Here is a 17,624-nt window from a genome sequence, read left to right on the forward strand (position 1 = left end):
TAACATTACGCTTTTTCAAACCGTTTCTCCTCGTTTCACTTTTTGTAAAGGGAGATCCAGTCTAGTGACATCTTCATACGTTTCCCTGCGCACGACAAGTTTATGTGCACCATTTTCTACAAAAACAACTGCCGGTTTTGGCAGACGGTTGTAGTTACTTGCCATTGAATAGCCATAGGCACCTGTACAGAAAGTTGCAATGATATCCCCTTCTTCCGGTTCCGCAAGATAGGCTTCTTCTATTAGTTTATCGCCAGATTCACAGCATTTCCCAGCAATCGTTACTTTAGCCGAATGTGTCTCAGTCATTCTGTTTGCAGTAACTGCCGTATATTTTGCGCCGTAAAGTGCGGGTCTAATATTATCGGACATCCCACCATCAACTGCGATGTACCTACGAATTCCTGGTACTTCTTTGGAGCTACCGACCGTATAGACTGTTGTGCCGGCATCTCCGATGAGCGATCTGCCTGGTTCAATCCATATTTCAGGAATCGGATAATTGTTTTCTTCCGTCATTGACAAGACAACTTTCGCCATTTCGCCAACGTATTCAGACGGATGGAGTGGCTTATCTTCTTCTGTATAACGAATTCCAAACCCGCCGCCCAAATTTAATACATCACAAACAAATCCGAACTTGTCCCGCCAAGCAACCATTTTTTCAATCAATGCCTCTGCCGCAAAACGAAATGCATTCGTTTCAAAAATTTGAGATCCAATATGGCAATGCATACCCAAAAGATTAACGTATGGATGCTCGTACAACTGAAGGAATGCTTCGTCCGTCTGGCCATTTTTCAAATCAAAACCAAACTTTGAATCTTCTTGACCCGTTGTAATATAGTCGTGTGTATGTGCTTCAATACCCGGAGTCACTCGCATGAGAACATTCATTTTTTGTTTGCGTGTCTCTGCAATTTCTTTTACTAAAGCGATTTCGGAAAAGTTATCGATGACAATGCAACCGATTTTTTCCTCAAAAGCATATTCTAACTCTGAATAGCTTTTATTGTTCCCATGAAAATGAATTCGTTCGCGTGGAAAATCTGCCTTAACAGCGGTAAAGAGCTCTCCGCCCGACACAACATCGAGCGACAAGCCTTGTTCTTTAGCAATTTCATAAATCCCAATTGAAGAGAACGCCTTACTTGCATACGCAACTTGTGCTCGGATACCCGCCTTACGAAACGTCTCTTTAAATGCATTCGCTCGTTCACGGAATAACGCGATATCATATACGATAAGTGGTGTTTCATACGTATGTGCAAGCTCAATTGTATCGACATCACCGATTGTCAAATGACCCAACTCATTGATTGATTGTGTACCATATAGATGCATACTGCATCCCCCTTCCGATGTTGACTAGTTAAAACTTTATCACAGACGGAGGGAGAGACGCAATAATTTGTCAAACACGATCCCTTTCTGGCGAATCCGTAATGAATGGACGCGGCTCGTCCGAAGTCATAGGAAATCTTATGATTACACGTAACAAACCATGAGGAAAAAAAGGTACAGCGGGCCATAAATACGGTGTACCCATTGGCCTTAGTGCACATAAGTAGTAAAAAAGAACAGCGATTGACAAGAAGAATCCGGGGGCCCCAAAAATTCCTGTCACCAATAAAATAGATATTCTAAAAACTTTTGTCGTTATGCTCAATTCATAAGAAGGAATCGCAAAAGTAAATATTGCACTTACCGCAACATAGAGAACTACTTCTGGCGTGAAAAGACCCACATCGATTGCAACTTGTCCAATTACAATTGCCGCAACGAGTCCCATCGCGGTCGACATCGGTGTAGGGGTATGGATTGCTGCCATTCGCAGTACTTCAATTCCTATATCGCCTATAAGAAGTTGAAGAAGAAGTGGTACTTCACCGATATTTTTTGGTCCAATATAACTTAGCATATCAGGCAAATACTGTTGATGCGTGGAGAGTAAATACCAAAACGGCAAAAGAAAAAGGCTTAATGCCGCACCAAAAAAACGAAGAAGCCTTACAAAAGTTCCGATTAAAGGTGCTTGCCGGTATTCTTCCGCGTGTTGTAGGTGATGAAATAATGTCGTAGGCACTAAAATAACAGAAGGTGATGTGTCAACCATTATCGCAATATGTCCTTCCAATAAATGCGCCGCACAAATATCTGGTCGTTCTGTGTAACGCACAAATGGCATTGGATGGAATCTTTGTTTAAAAAGAAATTCTTCGAGTGACTTATCTGTCATCGTTAGGCCGTCATGATGGATTTCATCTAGCCTTTCCCTTATGTAGGAAAGATGTTTTTCACTTGCGGCACCTTCCATAAATGCGATGACTACATCGGTTTTCCCATTAACCGTCGTCTTATGCATTTCATATCGTAACTTTTCTGTACGCAATCTTCTTCGAACAAGAGCTGTATTTGTAATAAGATTTTCTGTAAATCCATCTCTTGATCCCCGAATCACTTTTTCATTGTCTGGTTCTTGAGGTTGTCTGCCAGGATAAGAGCGCGCGTCGATCGTAAACGCATAACCCTCCGGTGTTACAAATCCAACTTGACCACTTAATATCGACGTTAACAATTCATCGGCATCTTTTACAGGCGTTACTGAATGATAAGGAAAAAACGTAAGGAAGCGTTCACCCTCGCTTCCTTCAGCTGTTTTTACCTCAGCTTGCATTTCAGTCAACAAAGTCATCAGTACATTGCCGTCTACAAGTCCGTTAATATATAAGAGTAAAGAGGGCATATCCCAAAGATGGATTGTTCTTGCCGTCGCATCAAAAGTTTCGTCTTTGTTAAAACGAGAATAAAACCACTCTTCGCCCTCTTGTTTGGACCCGAAAATTTTCTGCATGTTCTTAATCCGTCCTCACTTTTACCGTACTTTCTTCTGCACTAACACCCATCCACAATTTCAATTGGGCCAGAATTTTTTTCTCAAGTCGTGACACTTGCACTTGGGATATGCCAATCCGTTCGGCGATATCACTTTGTGTACAGTCGAGATAATAACGCATATAAATAATTGTTTGATCTCGTTTATTTAGTTTTGAAATGACGTCTCGAAGTGGTATATGATCGAATACCCTTTCGGATCTGTCATCACGTAACTGATCCATTAGCGTCAAGCTGTCTCCTTCATTTTCATATAGTTGCTCATGAAGCGATGCTGGATCTCGTAGCGCATCAGACGCTAATATGACATCATCCAACGTCACTTCAAGTATTGCCGCTACTTCAGATAACGTAGGAGACTTTCCACTTTCTTTTATATAATTATCGGTGGCATGACGGATTTTAAAACTAAGCTCACGAATCGAACGGCTTACTTTTACCATTCCGTCATCTCTTAGAAAGCGTTGAATTTCTCCAACAATCATCGGTACCGCATAAGTTGAAAATTTCACTTCATAGGACAAATCAAATTTATCGATTGATTTCATCAGACCTATACAGCCGATTTGAAACAAGTCTTCAGGATCAGCCCCGCGGGAAGCAAACCGTTGAACAATTGACCAGACGAGTCTCGTATTTCCTTCAATCATCATTCTTCTTGCTTCCTTATCGCCTTCTTGTGAAACTTTAATCAGTTCTCTCATTTTTTCCTGGGACAACAAAGCATGCTGTTTCTCAACGGATGTGTCCATGGGTCACCTCATTTCGCTCGTCGCCGTGACCGGGGAGAATATTTTCTCGAATTTTACGATTGTTCCTTTTCCCACATCTGATTCGACTGACAAACTGTCGGCAAAGCTTTCCATAATCGTAAATCCCATCCCCGACCGCTCCATATACGGTCTCGTTGTAAACATAGGTTCCATGGCACGCTCTATGTCGCTTATGCCTGCTCCTTCATCACTTACTGTCATAGTTACCTTATGATCGTCAATCGTCGCAGTGAGCGTCACAACACTTTTCCCATCGCAATCGTAACCATGAATAATTGCATTCGTAACTGCTTCCGACACAATCGTCTTAAATTCTGAAATTTCCTCAAGTGTAGGATCGAGGGGAGTTATGAAGCAGGTCATTGCAATTCTCGCCAGCGCTTCATTCTCTTCGATTGCGACGAATGATAATGTCATTTTATTGTTCATGTAGTACCCCTCCGATTTCCCCGATCGCTGTTTCGACCGTGCAATGCCTCACATTTTGTCCGAGTCCTGAAAAGCTAAATATTTTTTCCATCGTTGTGGATGGATTTAATATGAGTGTTTCTCCGCCTAATGGTGCTAAATCCCTCATTCTCCCTAAAATCAATCCAATTCCTGCACTGTCCATAAAACCAAGTCCTTCCAAATCCCAAATAACTGCTCGAACTTGCCCTGTGAAAATTGACGAAGAAATGCGAGCACGAATCCGATTCGCCTCATGATTATCAAGTTCCCCGCGCAGTGTTGCTACTAGAATTCCGTTGTCAATAATTTCGATATCAGCCATGCTGAACCCCTCCTTCATGCCGCTTCATTCAACATTGCGGATCAAGATTCCTTTCACATGACAAAACTAGTCAAAGACATCGGAAACTTCTTAACTTTCGACATTGCTACACCTTGCTGATGAAAGTATGCTCTTCTAATGCTAAATTTAGACAACAAAAAAAGGACTACCCATTGTAATTGAGTAGCCCCTTACTAATATTTGATTCAATCCGTAATTACTTCACCGATGAGACGCGGTGGCTTAACCTCTTTTTCTTCGATTAAAACATGCTTCTGTATAATTGAGACAGATTGTTCAACGTCTCTCGTATTTGAATGAATCAAGGCAATTGGATCACCTTTTTTTACGAAATCGCCAATCTTCTTCTGAAGGACAATACCGACAGAAAGATCAATTTCATCATCTTTTGTTGCTCTTCCTGCACCAAGTAACATAGCCGCAACTCCGATATCATCGGCTTCCATTTTAGTAATAAAACCGGATTGTTCAGCAATGACGTCAATCTGATACTTTGCAGTTGGCAGAAGGTCGGTATTATGGATAATCTCTGGATTTCCGCCCTGCGCTTCTATTAAGCGTCCAAATAACTCAAGCGCGGAGCCATCTTGGATAACCGCTTTCAACATTTCACGCGCCTCTTCTAAAGACTCCGCCTTTCCACCCACGACAACCATCTGGCTTCCAAGGACTAGACAAAGCTCCGTTAAATCTTCTGGACCTTGGCCTTTAAGCGTGTCTATGGCTTCTATGATTTCAAGGGAATTACCAATCGCATTGCCAAGCGGTTGGCTCATATCTGAAAGAATCGCCATCGTATTTCTTCCGACTTTATTGCCAATAGCAACCATCGAATGTGCGAGTGCTTTCGCATCCTCTTCCGTTTTCATAAATGCGCCCTCACCGGTTTTTACATCTAAAACAATTGCATCTGCACCGGAAGCAATTTTTTTACTCATGATTGAACTCGCTATCAGAGGAATACTATCCACTGTTGCCGTCACATCACGAAGTGCATATAATTTCTTGTCGGCGGGCGTTAAATTACCACTTTGACCAATAACCGCCAACTTCAGATCATTCACTTGTTTCACAAATTGTTCTTCCGTCAATTCGATGTGGAATCCTTCAATTGCTTCAAGCTTGTCTAGCGTTCCACCGGTATGGCCAAGTCCGCGACCGCTCATTTTAGCAACGGGAACGCCGCAAGCCGCAACAAGAGGTACAAGTATTAGCGTCGTCGTATCGCCCACGCCGCCTGTCGAATGCTTGTCGACTTTAATGCCTTCGATTTGGGACAGGTCAATCTGGTCTCCAGATTCCACCATCGCCATTGTCAAATATGCCTGTTCCTCAGCAGTCATCCCTTTAAAGTAAATCGCCATCAAAAATGCACTCGCCTGGTAATCAGGGATTACATCGTTCGTATAGCCTTCGACGAAAAAAGTAATTTCTTCTTTAGTAAGCGTTTCGCCATTTCGTTTCTTTTCAATTACATCAACCATTCTCAACATCTATATCACACCTTTTCTACTGTATGGATTGAAATAAAAAATCTCCCTAAAAAAGAAAATCGTTGAAACGGCTCCCTTTCCGCGGGCGTTGCCTTATTCAACGATTTTCAAGTGTGCTGAAATAAGAAATCCTATTCAATTCGCTGCGGCGCTTGGGGAGGCCTCCCGCCGTAAGCCAAGTAGCCCCGCTACCAGTCTTACGGCTCGGGCTACCCCTTGGAAGACGCCTTCGCTTAGTTTATATAAATTTCCATTTGTTCAACCTCTATATAGTACTGGAAGAAAGCTTTTCCCGAACTTCGGTAACTTCACGTTGAAATTATGTGCGATTGTTGCGCCGATGTCGGCGAATGTTTCAGTTTGTGGAATGGCTCCTCCTTCATTGAATGAAGGAGAATAGACGATAAGTGGCACATATTCACGTGTATGATCGGTTCCCTCGTGAATAGGGTCGTTGCCGTGATCTGCGGTAATGATTAGTAAATCATCTTCGCGTAACCCTTCCATAATTTCCCCAAGCCGGACATCGAACTCTTCAAGCGCTTTACCGTATCCAATCGGATCTCTGCGATGACCATAAAGAGCATCAAAATCAACAAGGTTTGTAAAGCTAATCCCCGTAAAGTCTTTTTTCATCACGTCAAGTAACTTGTCAACGCCGTCCATATTACTCACTGTTCGTACAGATTCCGAAACACCTTCACCATTAAAAATATCGTCAATCTTCCCAATTGCAATGACATCATAATTTGAATCGAGCAATTCATTCATTACCGTACGGTCAAATGGTTTCAGCGCATAATCATGGCGATTCGTTGTCCGCGTAAAGTTTCCCGGTTCACCGATAAATGGACGAGCAATTACACGTCCAACGAGAAATTCGGGGTCCATTGTCAGTTCTCGAGCAATTTCGCAAATTTCATATTGCTCTTCAATCGGAATAATTCCTTCATGTGCGGCAATTTGTAACACTGGATCAGCCGACGTATAGACGATGAGCGCACCTGTATCCATATGTTCTTTTCCGAGTTCGTCAATAATTCCTATCCCACTTGCCGGCTTATTACCAATTACTTTACGACCCGTACGCGTTTCAAGTTGTTCGATTAACTCGGAAGGAAATCCATTTGGATAAACTTTAAATGGTTTTTCGATATTTAGGCCCATAATCTCCCAATGCCCTGTCATTGTGTCTTTCCCGACAGACGCTTCTTGCATTTTTCCGTAGTAACCAATCGGTTCTTCCGCCACGGGTACCCCTTCAATCGGGCGGATATTGGACAGACCGAGTTTAGCCATATTTGGCATATGTAAACCTTTCATAGCCTCAGCTGTATGACCTAGCGTATCCGCTCCAACGTCACCAAATAGATGCGCATCTGGCGATTCCCCGATACCAACGGAGTCAAGCACAATCAGATGCACTCGTTTAAATTGTTTTTTTTCCATAATGATTGCCTCCTAAATTTTTCTTTTTACAACTTCTTTAAGCTCGTGGGTGAAACTTCACATATACTTCTTTAAGTCGGGCACGGCTTACATGCGTATAAATTTGTGTAGTAGAAATATCGGCATGTCCGAGCATTTCCTGTACTGCCCTTAAATCCGCACCGTTTTCTATTAGATGCGTGGCAAATGAATGACGTAAAATATGAGGCGTTAACTCACTTCGAAGACCTGCGTTTAGTGCATGTCCTTTTAAAAGTTTCCAGCACCCTTGCCTCGATATGCGATTACCTCTCATATTGACAAATAATGCATCCACACCTCTTTGCTTCGCAATGAAAAGAGGTCTGGCTTCTTCAATATACCGGTTGCACGCCTTAATCGCTTGGCTGCCGAGTGGAACAATTCTTTCTTTTCCACCTTTACCGAACACACGAACAAACCCCATCGAAAGGTGAATATCGTCTATATCCAAACCGATTAATTCACTTACGCGCATACCCGTTCCATAAAGAATTTCAAGAAGAGCATTATCCCTCACACCTTGTGGTTTGGAACGGTCTGGACTGTCTATCAGTTTCTCCACTTCGTCCATCGATAAAACACGCGGTAGTTTCTGTTCAATTTTTGGGAGGTCAATGTGCACCGTTGGATCACCCGTCGTCACTTTTTCCCTCAGAAGGAATTGATGGAACGAACGAATCGATGAAATGTTACGGGATACAGTTCGCGATGACTTCCCTTCTGAATTTAACTTCTCCAAATAAGTAAGAATTTCTTGTCGATTGATGCTTTCAATAGTTTTAAAACCTTGCTGTTCAATGAATACAAGATAGTCTTCTAAATCGCGTCGATATGAAATAATCGTGTTATCCGCCAATTGACGCTCAACTTTTAGAAAATGTATATAATCTTCAAGAGCAAAACGACCATCTTTCATGTCATTCGGAAAATCACCTTAAGACTGTTTGTATAAGTCATTCCCATTCCCACCTACCTTTTCCAAATGTAGCTGCTTCAACGACAAAAGGGATAGCACTAAGCCATCCCTATCTATTCGTTACTTATCTTCTTCACTTGATTTGCATCGCTTACAAATACCGTGGAATGTAAGCCAATGGTCTTTAATCTCAAATTCCCAACGATTTTCAACAATTTTTTCAACTTCTCCAAGAAGGTCCTCTTTTATCTCATCAACGACGCCACATTCAATACAAATAAGATGATGATGGAAATGTGCGGCCCCTTCTTGTCGTAAATCGAATCTCGATACACCGTCACCAAAATTAATTTTATCGACAATCTTTAAGTCTGCTAGTAATTCAAGTGTACGGTACACGGTAGCTAGTCCGATTTCTGGTGCTTTTTCTTTAACGAGCAAAAATACGTCTTCCGCACTCAGATGGTCATCCTCATGCTCAAGGAGGACCAAAACCGTCGCTTCGCGCTGTGGTGTCAGCTTGTAGCTGGCACTATATAATTGTTTCTTTATCCGATCGATTCGGCTTTCCATTAAGACGCCCCCCTCAAACTGTATTCATTATAACAAATGGGCTTTCCCTATGACAACAGAAAGGGAGCGTCAAGTCAACTTCTAGACTGTTAGATTAATTCAAAAGAAAGTAAAAAATACCGATTTCAAGACTTGTTACGACAACCGTCACAATAACTAACACGGTCAAAGCCTTCTCGTTACGCTTTTGACGGTTGATCTTCCCCAAGAAAAATGGAGGGCTCAAAAGCGCACAGTACGCTAGAAATAACAGACAAGTTACGAATTGAAAAGGAAACCACCAAACTGAGTAATCCAATATTTTCATGCCAGAGCCGAGTAAATAGGCTGATGACAACCCAAAAAGAACCGCTTTAAACGCACCGAAAAATAAGACCGCAAACTTGAGTTGTTTAACCAATGAAAAAAGATACGCAACAACGAAAAACAACGCAGTCATGACAACGGGCCTTATAATGCCGACTTCGTGGCCATAAATAATCCGGGCATCAAAAATAGTGATGAATTTTTCCATAGAAGCCGCTGGCATTTCCCGAAATAAGAGTGCTCCACCAATATAGCCAACGGCGAGAATGACAAATAGATGGATGAAAGACAAAGAACGGACCATGGACTGCACCTCCGCATAGTTTATATAATCTATGCTTGTCCGGTCACGATTAGGTCATTTTTGTAGAAGATTTTTCGCGTAAATAATTGCGAATGCAGTTTTCGCATCGAATATTTGCTCATTTTTAACCATTGCCTCTGCTTCTTCAATCGTCACTTCCAAGAGACCGATGAACTCATCTTCGTCCCCTAATGCCGGCTCCTCAATTTCGTATAACTCCCGAGCTAAATACAAATGAATGATTTCATCCGCAAAACCTGGTGAAGTTGCAAAAGACTGAATGTATGTAAATTCTTTCGCCCCGTACCCCGTCTCTTCTTCCAGTTCCCTTATGGCTGTTATTTTCGGCTCTTCCCCGTGATCTATTTTGCCAGCTGGTATTTCAACAAGCGTTCGGTCAAGTGCTTTTCTATATTGTTCGACAAGAACGAGCTTTCCGTCCGCAGTTATCGGAAGTATTGCCACAGCACCTGGATGTTTTACAAGTTCACGTTTCGCATGATTGCCATCTGGAAGTTCTACATCCTCAACACGCAATGAAATAATTTTCCCTTCGTAAATGGTTTCACTGGAAAGCGTCTTCTCTTCATAATTTTTCATGTTTTTAGTCCCCTCGCATAGTATTTTTTGTTCCTACATTGTACCATGGAACAAAATGGAGGTGCATCTCATGAAGAAAAGAGAATTAGGTAAAAGTGGATTGTTCGTTTCCGAGCTTGGTCTCGGTTGCATGTCTCTTCCCGATGATTTAAATGAATCTAAGAAAGTTATAGATGCCGCCCTTGACGCAGGCATTAATTTCTTGGACACGGCTGATTTATATGATTCTGGAAAGAACGAGCAATTTGTTGGACATGCAATTAAAGGTAAACGTGAAGATATTATTCTCGCAACAAAAGTAGGCAATAAAATGAACGAGAACGGCACAAGCTGGGCATGGGATCCGTCAAAAAACCATATAGAAAGCGCTATTAAAAAAAGCTTGCATCGCCTTGGCACGGATTATATCGATTTGTATCAGTTACACGGGGGAACTATGGAAGATGATGTTGAAGAAACAATTGATGCATTTGAAAGCTTAAAAAAAGAAGGCCTCATTCGTCAATATGGTATTTCATCGATTCGTCCGAATGTCATTGAACGATTTCTTGAAAAAGGAACTCCTATTTCAATCATGATGCAATATAGTATGCTCGACCGAAGACCAGAAGAATGGTTTCCAATGATTCATCATGCGGCGGCTTCTGTGTTGACGAGAGGAACACTCGCAAAAGGGTTGTTAACGTCGGAGGCACTTGCAAGGACAAAGGCTAACAACGGATTTGTAGAATATGCTACGGAAGAATTAAGTCAGACGGTTACGGCGCTTGATAGGGAAACAGAAGATTTACACGCGGCAGCAATTGCTTTTGTATTACGTGAACAAACAGTCGCCTCTGCACTTGTTGGCGCACGTTCAGTGGACCAATTGCTCGACTCGGTCATTGCGTATGATAAAGGGTGTACGGAGGATGTGTTAGATAAGTTAACAACGATTGTTCAAACGCACACTTACAAAGAACACCGGGTATAGCCTCAAGAGAATGTTTGGCGGTCCGGTACACTTCTGCGGTGTTCATTTCTTTAGTATTATAAAAAGTATTGAGTTAATTTCATAATGGAAGATTTACTCTTGAAATACGAACAAAGTTGATTTCCGCTTCGGGCGGACGCTTTCCGTGGGCACGGCTTCAATCTCCTCGTCACTGCGTTCCTGCGGGGCTTTCAGCTCGCGCTGTTCCCACTGGAGTCGCCGCCCTCCGCTCCCATCAACGAAACGCCTTCTATATTAATGAACAATAAAACTTAAAACGCCATTATCATTCGTATTTTAAGTTAAAATAGGGAATTATGAAATCGACTCATATAAGCTGAACTAAAGAATCCTACTAACGACGCTCGGCGCTTGGAGGTGCATTCCGCGATAAGCCGGCCAGGAAGCCCACTGCTGGGGAGGGATTGAATTACATCCCTCTTTTGCCTTATCACTACGGCTACTATAAAAAATTAAAGCTGAAATAAAGAATTCTTTATTTCAGCTTCCTCTCCCTACTCATATCTTACGATAAATCCACTCTTCTCCCCTTTTCTCCCGTTGGCATTCTCCAGCTGCCCTCAAGTATTCAAGGTGAGCGAGTGTTTCACCTATTGCAAAGCGACTTTCGTGCACGGTTAATTTAAAATTAAAAAGGCGATTACAAGCCTCGTAGACTGTCGAGCCTGCAACAATCACATCCAGCGTCTCCTCTAGTCTTTCTTCATGATGCGCAAGCAGTTCATCAATCCGATCATTCGCCCCGTAAAATGGCTTCCCGTGTGAAGGGATTACATAATTAGCGTCCAATTTCTTCATACTTTTCAATGAAGACAAATAGGACTTCAAAGGATTCGGATCACCATGAAACCAATAGGAAATATTCGGAGTGATTTTCGGCAAAATGTGATCCGCTGATAATAACACATTTTTTTCCGTGTTATAAAAACAAACCATACCTTCCGCGTGCCCCGGTGTAACAATCACTTCATATTCATAAGGACCGATTGGCACTTTTTGACCTTCCACAAAGTAATGATTGATTGTCGGATAAGGTGTGACCAGTTGTTTGAATTCAGCTGTATTATTTGCCATATGATTCGCCATCTCTATTGGAATACCAGCCGTTTTATAGTCTTTATAAAGATTGCCTATGTACTCATCCGTCCATACTTGAAAAGCCATTTCGGAGTCTATTTGTGTCATCGAAACTTCAGCATTTGTCATTTTTTGAAGTTCTCCCGCATGACCAAAATGATCGGGATGATAGTGGGTTATGAACAAATCAGTAATCTCTTTTCCATGTATTTGTTCCTTCCACTTGTCCTTCGTATAAGCGTTATTCAATCCCGCGTCAATAATTGTCCAGCCATTCTCGCCTTCCGCCATAAAGCAATTCACATGGTTAAGACGAAATGGTAAATCGATTTTGACCAGTTCAATCCCCAGTTGTTCCAGCATAATGATTCCCCCTTGTTTTCCCTATCAGTATACATTCAATTTAGCTTCGTAGGAGTCCTTTAATTACCCCATATTTTGTACATTGATTGATTGATTGCTAGACGACTTTAGCCCACCTTTCTAAACGTCCCGCCACTTTTGATTCGGTTAAGTACTTCCAGGCATATCAAAATTCATGTGTAACGGAGCTGCACATTCTTTTTCAATATAAATTTAGACAACAAAAAAGATGAGCACCGGTTATATCCGTGTCTCACCTTCTACTTTGAAACTTGTTTACTTTTTCTTCAACACTGCAAAATAATTTCCTTCATTATCCGCGAAGTTAAATACTCTTCCCGAAGGCATTGTTACAATTTCACCGACTGTGACTTGCTTCTTCGTAAGGTCTTTGTATAACTCATCCAAATTATTCGAGAACAACAATAATGAAGGCGTTTGAAGATTTTTCACGAAGACTCATCAATGTGTATTTAGGTAAAGGACGCTTACTATCCAATTTTTTCTTTTGGTAAATATATTGGAACATACAAGCACCTGACTTATTTCTTTTTTCTTTAATTATAACGTCCTCACTTACTTGGTGTACGATTCAACGCGATGGAACTAAATCGGATCTTCCAGCAGATAACTGAACATGTATCCAAATAGTTAACCTTCAATCAATTCTTTATGAATCTCAACAAAGTAAACGACCAATAATTCCTCTAGCTTACCATCTAGCTTGTTATATGCATTATCCGCCTTTTCGATAACAGTGTAAAATTGTTTTTCTTCAATCTTACTATTTTCAAGTGCTACGAACAGTTTCCACATTTCCTTGCCATAAGTATTCACAATAACCGCATAATCATAAGCACCTATTTCCTCAAGACTTTCTACTATTTCTTTCAAGTAAGCCGAGATTCCAACTTCTTCGATGTATTCCGTAAACCAAGTGAGTAAGCTTTCATGGCCTCCGCTTTCAAGTTCTGAATAGTATTGAAAAACCATGTAAATTTCATTTAAAACTTTATTTTCTGTTGGAAAATCAGCTTCGCTTAGGATATCAATAACCACGTTCCATATATCATCTCTAGTCATTAATTCATTTCTTTTCATTTTGGGCTCAGTCCATTCTTTTTTATATCTTGATTTATTAGAAATTTTTCTTTAGATTCCATTTACTACTTCCAATTATATCGAATTTCGTGTGTAATGAAATAAAGGGGTGATTGATTATGGAAAGTATTTACTTGAATGGTAACACAGTTTTTTTAAGACTAATGACAACAGATGATGTAGAAGGCATCTATGCATGTTCTCAGGATGAACGAATCTGGACGCATCTGTCGCGAGCATTGCAAACAAAAGAAGATGTACAGAACTATATTGAACAAGCGTTGATTAACAGAGAAACAGGAACGGAATACCCTTTTGTTATCGTTCTTCGGGAAACGAATAAAGTTATCGGTTCTACGCGCTTTTTGGACATTTCATCCGAACATAAACGCTTGGAAATCGGTTGGACTTGGCTACATCCATCATTTTGGCGTACAACTATTAATACTGAGTGTAAGTACTTGCTACTATCTTACTGCTTTGAACAACTACAATTCCAACGCGTCCAAATTAAAACCGGTCACGAAAATATCCAATCGCAAAAAGCGATTGAACGGATTGGTGCCAAAAAAGAAGGTGTTTTACGCAATCATATGATTAGACCTAATCGAAAAGTGCGACATACAGTCATGTATAGCGTCATAAAAGAAGAGTGGCATGAAGTGAAAAAGCATCTAGAAAAGTTGATGGAGAAATATGAAAACTAGATTCGCACTTTTACTAACCTACTAAAAAGTGAGACACTGATTACACCAATGTCTCACTTTTTGTTTTAAATTCATCATTTCCTTTTCCCCTATTAGGGAGATTTGTTACGATTCCTCCACAAACTGACCCCTACGTTTTGTTCTTAATTGACACTTCCAAAGATACCAATCCTTTGATAAGGTTATCAGTACATACGAAAACTGATTTCTTGGAAAGCTTTTATATAGTCCGCCAGAATATTTCGTCCTGTATACGAAAGGAAGGTTTATAGCTATGCAAAAAACAACAAGTTATTCAAATCCACGCACGTTCAATTTAATTATAACATCCATGTTAATCGCACTCGTATTCGTTGCCACACTTTTGTTAAATATCAAACTACCAATCACCGCAAATGGCGGTTTAGTTCACCTTGGAACAGGTATGCTCTTTATCATATCCATCTTATTCGGTCCTAAAAAAGGCGCTATCGCTGGTGCCGTTGGGATGGGGCTATTTGACTTAGTATCTGGTTGGACCTTATGGGCACCGTTTACTTTTTTAACTCGCGGTTTGCAAGGATATATCGTTGGAAAAATTGCCTGGTCGAATGGCCGCAACGGAAGTAGTACCGGTTTCAACCTATTCGCTATGATTATTTCAATTCCTTTTATGATAGCCGGTTATTACCTTTGTGAATCAGTACTATTTAACAGTTGGATTATACCAATCGCTTCTATCCCCGGAGATATCGTTCAAAACGTTATAGGGATTGCCGTAGCCATCCCAGCTGCTATTGTACTGAAAAAGATTCCATTTTTTAAATAAAACATAGTAGCCTTCCATAAACCAAGCAGCCCTAGGGGATGTCCGAGTATAATTGATGAGATAGCAAAAATCCGGTAGCGCTTAGCGTTACCGGATTTTTTGATTATACTGCTAAAAAATCGATCCATATTTTAAGTGCTGTTCCTAATATGAGAAGCGCTAACAGCCACTGCAAGACTTTCGTATTCGTCTTTTGTCCAAGTTTCGCTCCAATTGGCGCTGCCAATACACTTGCGACAATCATGACAGCCGCTGGGCCATACAGCACTTGGTCTGTTACTACTTTTCCAATTGTTGAGCCGATAGAGGAAATAAATGTGATAGCAAGTGAGCTAGCAATCGTCATTCGGGTTGGAACTTTTAGAACAACTAACATAATTGGAACGAGAATAAACGCTCCCGCTGCACCAACGATACCTGCACCGATTCCAACGACAAACGCAAGTCCCGCCGCCAACCACTTGTTAAACTTCACTTGCTCAATAGAAATATCATCCAATCCTTTTTTAGGCACGAACATCATAATCGCAGCAATTGTTGCCAATACCCCGTATACAAGGTTAATGGACCCTTCAGCTAATATATTTGAACCATAACCACCTATAAAACTTCCGACCAAAATACTTGTACCCATGTACAATATCAAGGTTTTATTGAGGTAACCGCTTTTCCTATATGCCCATACACCCGAAATAGTTGCGAACAACACTTGAATGGCACTTATTCCTGAGACTTCATGCGCAGTAAATGCTGCCATTCCAAGAATTGGTGGGATATATAACAACATTGGATATTTAATAATTGACCCACCTATACCCACCATTCCAGAAATGAAAGAACCAAAAAATCCGATTAAAAATATCGTTACAATAAATGAAAACTCCACTACGTCATCCTTCTTTCCAAAAGAAAAAAGATGCCCTTTCGTTTCACATTAACCTTTTCTTATCAAAAAGGTAAATACGCCAGCCTCTTCCGTATGCTCAAAAAGATCATGTCCGCCCGATTTCGACCATGCAGCCAAGTCTGCGACTGAACCTTTATCAGTTGCCCAAATTTCTAATACATCGCCTGTTGCCATTTCCTTCATTACTTTTCTTGCACGTACAACCGGCATTGGACAAGCCAATCCTTTTGCGTCTAATACTCTGTTTTCTTTCATTTAAAATCTCTCCCCTTTTTATCAATTACATTTCGGCGTGATTGCGTCCAGATTTTGAATTGGGCTTGCTCAATTAACTCCCTTCAAAATCGGTGACATCCGCCGGCGGCTTAAATTTTATTCAGTCGGGGGTTGAATCCCCGCTGAATGAAGTTTGATTATCTAACTGCACAGCGATTCGGTCCAACTTCCATCTCACGTTGGGTTTCTTCATCAGGGCTTATTTTCCCCATATTCATTTCGCGAATTTCTTGATACCCATTTGGTCGGGGAGGTAAATTTCCCGTTACCATTTGCCTAAATTCTGCTTCATCTTCAATATTCAATCCGTGATTTTCGGCAAATAATGTGCCAAGTTTCTCAAATACACTGCCGTCATCATTTAACTCCTCTATAATCATAAAGTGAGCGGGTAGCACGATAAGGTCAGCTGTTAGTTCTTTGTAACGTATATACAATGTTTCCCTTAAATCACCTACCCAATCTTCCGCTAATCCGACAAGATCCGGACGTCCAATCGAGTCAATGAACAAAATGTCCCCGGATAATAAATACGTATTATCAACAACAAATGATGTCGAACCAATCGTATGCCCCGGTGAGTATAACGGCTGAATATCAATTGCTGTCTCGCCAATCGTAATCGTGCGCCCTTCTTCTAAGCGCTCATATGCAAATGTTACTTCTTCCGCGTCTTTCGGTGGCAGCCAGTACGTTCCGTTAACTGCTGCTGCAATTTTCCTACCACCCGAAATATGATCTGCATGTAGATGTGTATCCAAAACATGCTTAATCGTGACATTCAATTCCTTAGCAAAATCAATAAATATTTCGGTCATCCTTGTTGCATCAACAATTGCGGCCTCTCCGTTCGAAATAATCATGTACGACAGACACCCTTTACCGATGCGAACAAACTGATAGATTTCCCCACCATCTTTCAAGTCTCCGATCTTGACCGGCTCCAAATGTTCACTCCATGCTTTCATGCCGCCTGCCAAATAATGAACGACGCGCCCTTCTTCAGCAATCATCTCTGCGACCATAATGGAGGAGCCTTCCTTCGCACAAACAACAACGATGTCTTGATCCGCTGGAAGTTGGTCCATAATTCCTTCAACCCCATCAAGCAAATCAAAGTATGGAATATTTACATACTGAATGTTCTCCCCTTCAATTTTCCAATCTGTAAAAGCATCTCCATTCCGAACATCGAGGATGAAAAAACTTTCTTTGTTTATTACCTTTTTTGCTATTTCACTTGCTGTCATTGATTGAACAGTCATCTT

19 protein-coding genes and 1 pseudogene are annotated in these 17,624 nt (G+C 41.1%); 3 read left to right on the forward strand and 17 right to left on the reverse strand.

The features are described from left to right. Window positions 1–15 precede the first annotated feature (15 nt). From lysA to KSU66_RS13565, 11 genes are all read right to left on the reverse strand, one after another. Window positions 16–1,344, reverse strand: a complete 1,329-nt coding sequence (gene lysA / locus KSU66_RS13515; RefSeq protein ID WP_269051987.1) for a diaminopimelate decarboxylase — start codon at window positions 1,342–1,344, stop codon at window positions 16–18. A 70-nt stretch (window positions 1,345–1,414) separates the two neighbouring features. After that, window positions 1,415–2,854, reverse strand: a complete 1,440-nt coding sequence (locus KSU66_RS13520) for a spore germination protein (protein WP_269051988.1) — start codon at window positions 2,852–2,854, stop codon at window positions 1,415–1,417. Window positions 2,855–2,858: 4 nt separating this feature from the next. Next, window positions 2,859–3,647, reverse strand: coding sequence for a SigF/SigG family RNA polymerase sporulation sigma factor (locus KSU66_RS13525; RefSeq protein WP_269051989.1), 789 nt, complete (start codon window positions 3,645–3,647; stop codon window positions 2,859–2,861). A gap of 3 nt (window positions 3,648–3,650) precedes the next feature. Then, complete coding sequence (gene spoIIAB, locus KSU66_RS13530; RefSeq protein WP_269051990.1) at window positions 3,651–4,097, reverse strand: anti-sigma F factor; 447 nt, start codon at window positions 4,095–4,097, stop codon at window positions 3,651–3,653. Further along, complete coding sequence (locus KSU66_RS13535) at window positions 4,087–4,440, reverse strand: STAS domain-containing protein (protein WP_269051991.1); 354 nt, start codon at window positions 4,438–4,440, stop codon at window positions 4,087–4,089. The genes spoIIAB and KSU66_RS13535 overlap by 11 nt, the downstream gene beginning before the upstream one ends. 206 nt (window positions 4,441–4,646) lie before the next feature. After that, window positions 4,647–5,951: a pyrimidine-nucleoside phosphorylase gene (locus KSU66_RS13540; protein ID WP_269052053.1), complete on the reverse strand. Its 1,305-nt coding sequence runs from the start codon at window positions 5,949–5,951 to the stop codon at window positions 4,647–4,649. A 261-nt stretch (window positions 5,952–6,212) separates the two neighbouring features. Continuing rightward, the gene (deoB, locus tag KSU66_RS13545) at window positions 6,213–7,403 is read right to left on the reverse strand and encodes a phosphopentomutase (protein ID WP_269051992.1); all 1,191 of its coding nucleotides are present in this window, start codon (window positions 7,401–7,403) and stop codon (window positions 6,213–6,215) included. Window positions 7,404–7,440: 37 nt separating this feature from the next. Continuing rightward, window positions 7,441–8,340 carry a site-specific tyrosine recombinase XerD gene (gene xerD / locus KSU66_RS13550; protein ID WP_269051993.1) on the reverse strand — a complete coding sequence of 300 codons (900 nt, stop codon included), beginning with the start codon at window positions 8,338–8,340 and terminating at the stop codon, window positions 7,441–7,443. Window positions 8,341–8,460: 120 nt separating this feature from the next. Continuing rightward, complete coding sequence (fur, locus tag KSU66_RS13555) at window positions 8,461–8,913, reverse strand: ferric iron uptake transcriptional regulator (protein ID WP_269051994.1); 453 nt, start codon at window positions 8,911–8,913, stop codon at window positions 8,461–8,463. Window positions 8,914–9,007: 94 nt separating this feature from the next. Further along, on the reverse strand, window positions 9,008–9,523 hold the full coding sequence (locus KSU66_RS13560; protein ID WP_269051995.1) for a hypothetical protein: 516 nt from the start codon (window positions 9,521–9,523) through the stop codon (window positions 9,008–9,010). A 54-nt stretch (window positions 9,524–9,577) separates the two neighbouring features. Then, window positions 9,578–10,123, reverse strand: coding sequence for an NUDIX domain-containing protein (locus KSU66_RS13565; protein ID WP_269051996.1), 546 nt, complete (start codon window positions 10,121–10,123; stop codon window positions 9,578–9,580). 70 nt (window positions 10,124–10,193) lie between these two features. Between KSU66_RS13565 and KSU66_RS13570 the strand changes: the two genes are divergently transcribed. After that, the gene (locus KSU66_RS13570) at window positions 10,194–11,096 is read left to right on the forward strand and encodes an aldo/keto reductase (RefSeq protein WP_269051997.1); all 903 of its coding nucleotides are present in this window, start codon (window positions 10,194–10,196) and stop codon (window positions 11,094–11,096) included. Window positions 11,097–11,615: 519 nt separating this feature from the next. Here the strand turns inward: KSU66_RS13570 and KSU66_RS13575 are convergent. The 3 genes and pseudogenes from KSU66_RS13575 to KSU66_RS13585 form a co-directional block, all read right to left on the reverse strand. Continuing rightward, window positions 11,616–12,557 (reverse strand): MBL fold metallo-hydrolase, encoded by a 942-nt coding sequence (locus KSU66_RS13575; RefSeq protein ID WP_269051998.1) that lies wholly within the window; start codon window positions 12,555–12,557, stop codon window positions 11,616–11,618. Window positions 12,558–12,833: 276 nt separating this feature from the next. Beyond that, window positions 12,834–13,004, reverse strand: a pseudogene (locus tag KSU66_RS13580) (VOC family protein); the annotation flags it as partial. A 204-nt stretch (window positions 13,005–13,208) separates the two neighbouring features. Then, window positions 13,209–13,658, reverse strand: coding sequence for a DMP19 family protein (locus KSU66_RS13585; protein WP_269051999.1), 450 nt, complete (start codon window positions 13,656–13,658; stop codon window positions 13,209–13,211). Window positions 13,659–13,777: 119 nt separating this feature from the next. Here KSU66_RS13585 and KSU66_RS13590 point away from each other — a divergent pair, with 119 nt between their 5' ends. Both KSU66_RS13590 and KSU66_RS13595 read left to right on the forward strand, forming a co-directional pair. Next, complete coding sequence (locus KSU66_RS13590; protein ID WP_269052000.1) at window positions 13,778–14,365, forward strand: GNAT family N-acetyltransferase; 588 nt, start codon at window positions 13,778–13,780, stop codon at window positions 14,363–14,365. 274 nt (window positions 14,366–14,639) lie between these two features. Beyond that, complete coding sequence (locus KSU66_RS13595) at window positions 14,640–15,173, forward strand: ECF transporter S component (RefSeq protein WP_269052001.1); 534 nt, start codon at window positions 14,640–14,642, stop codon at window positions 15,171–15,173. Window positions 15,174–15,276: 103 nt separating this feature from the next. Here KSU66_RS13595 and KSU66_RS13600 read toward each other — a convergent pair whose 3' ends face one another. The 3 genes from KSU66_RS13600 to KSU66_RS13610 all read right to left on the reverse strand — a co-directional run bounded on the left by KSU66_RS13600 (window position 15,277) and on the right by KSU66_RS13610 (window position 17,621). Further along, a complete protein-coding gene (locus tag KSU66_RS13600; protein WP_269052002.1) occupies window positions 15,277–16,059 on the reverse strand; it encodes a sulfite exporter TauE/SafE family protein in 783 nt (260 codons plus the stop codon). Window positions 16,060–16,107: 48 nt separating this feature from the next. Further along, window positions 16,108–16,335, reverse strand: a complete 228-nt coding sequence (locus KSU66_RS13605) for a sulfurtransferase TusA family protein (protein ID WP_269052003.1) — start codon at window positions 16,333–16,335, stop codon at window positions 16,108–16,110. Between the two features lie 158 nt (window positions 16,336–16,493). Then, on the reverse strand, window positions 16,494–17,621 hold the full coding sequence (locus KSU66_RS13610; protein WP_269052004.1) for an MBL fold metallo-hydrolase: 1,128 nt from the start codon (window positions 17,619–17,621) through the stop codon (window positions 16,494–16,496). Window positions 17,622–17,624: the final 3 nt, after the last annotated feature.

Source organism: Sporosarcina sp. G11-34, assembly GCF_026931025.1.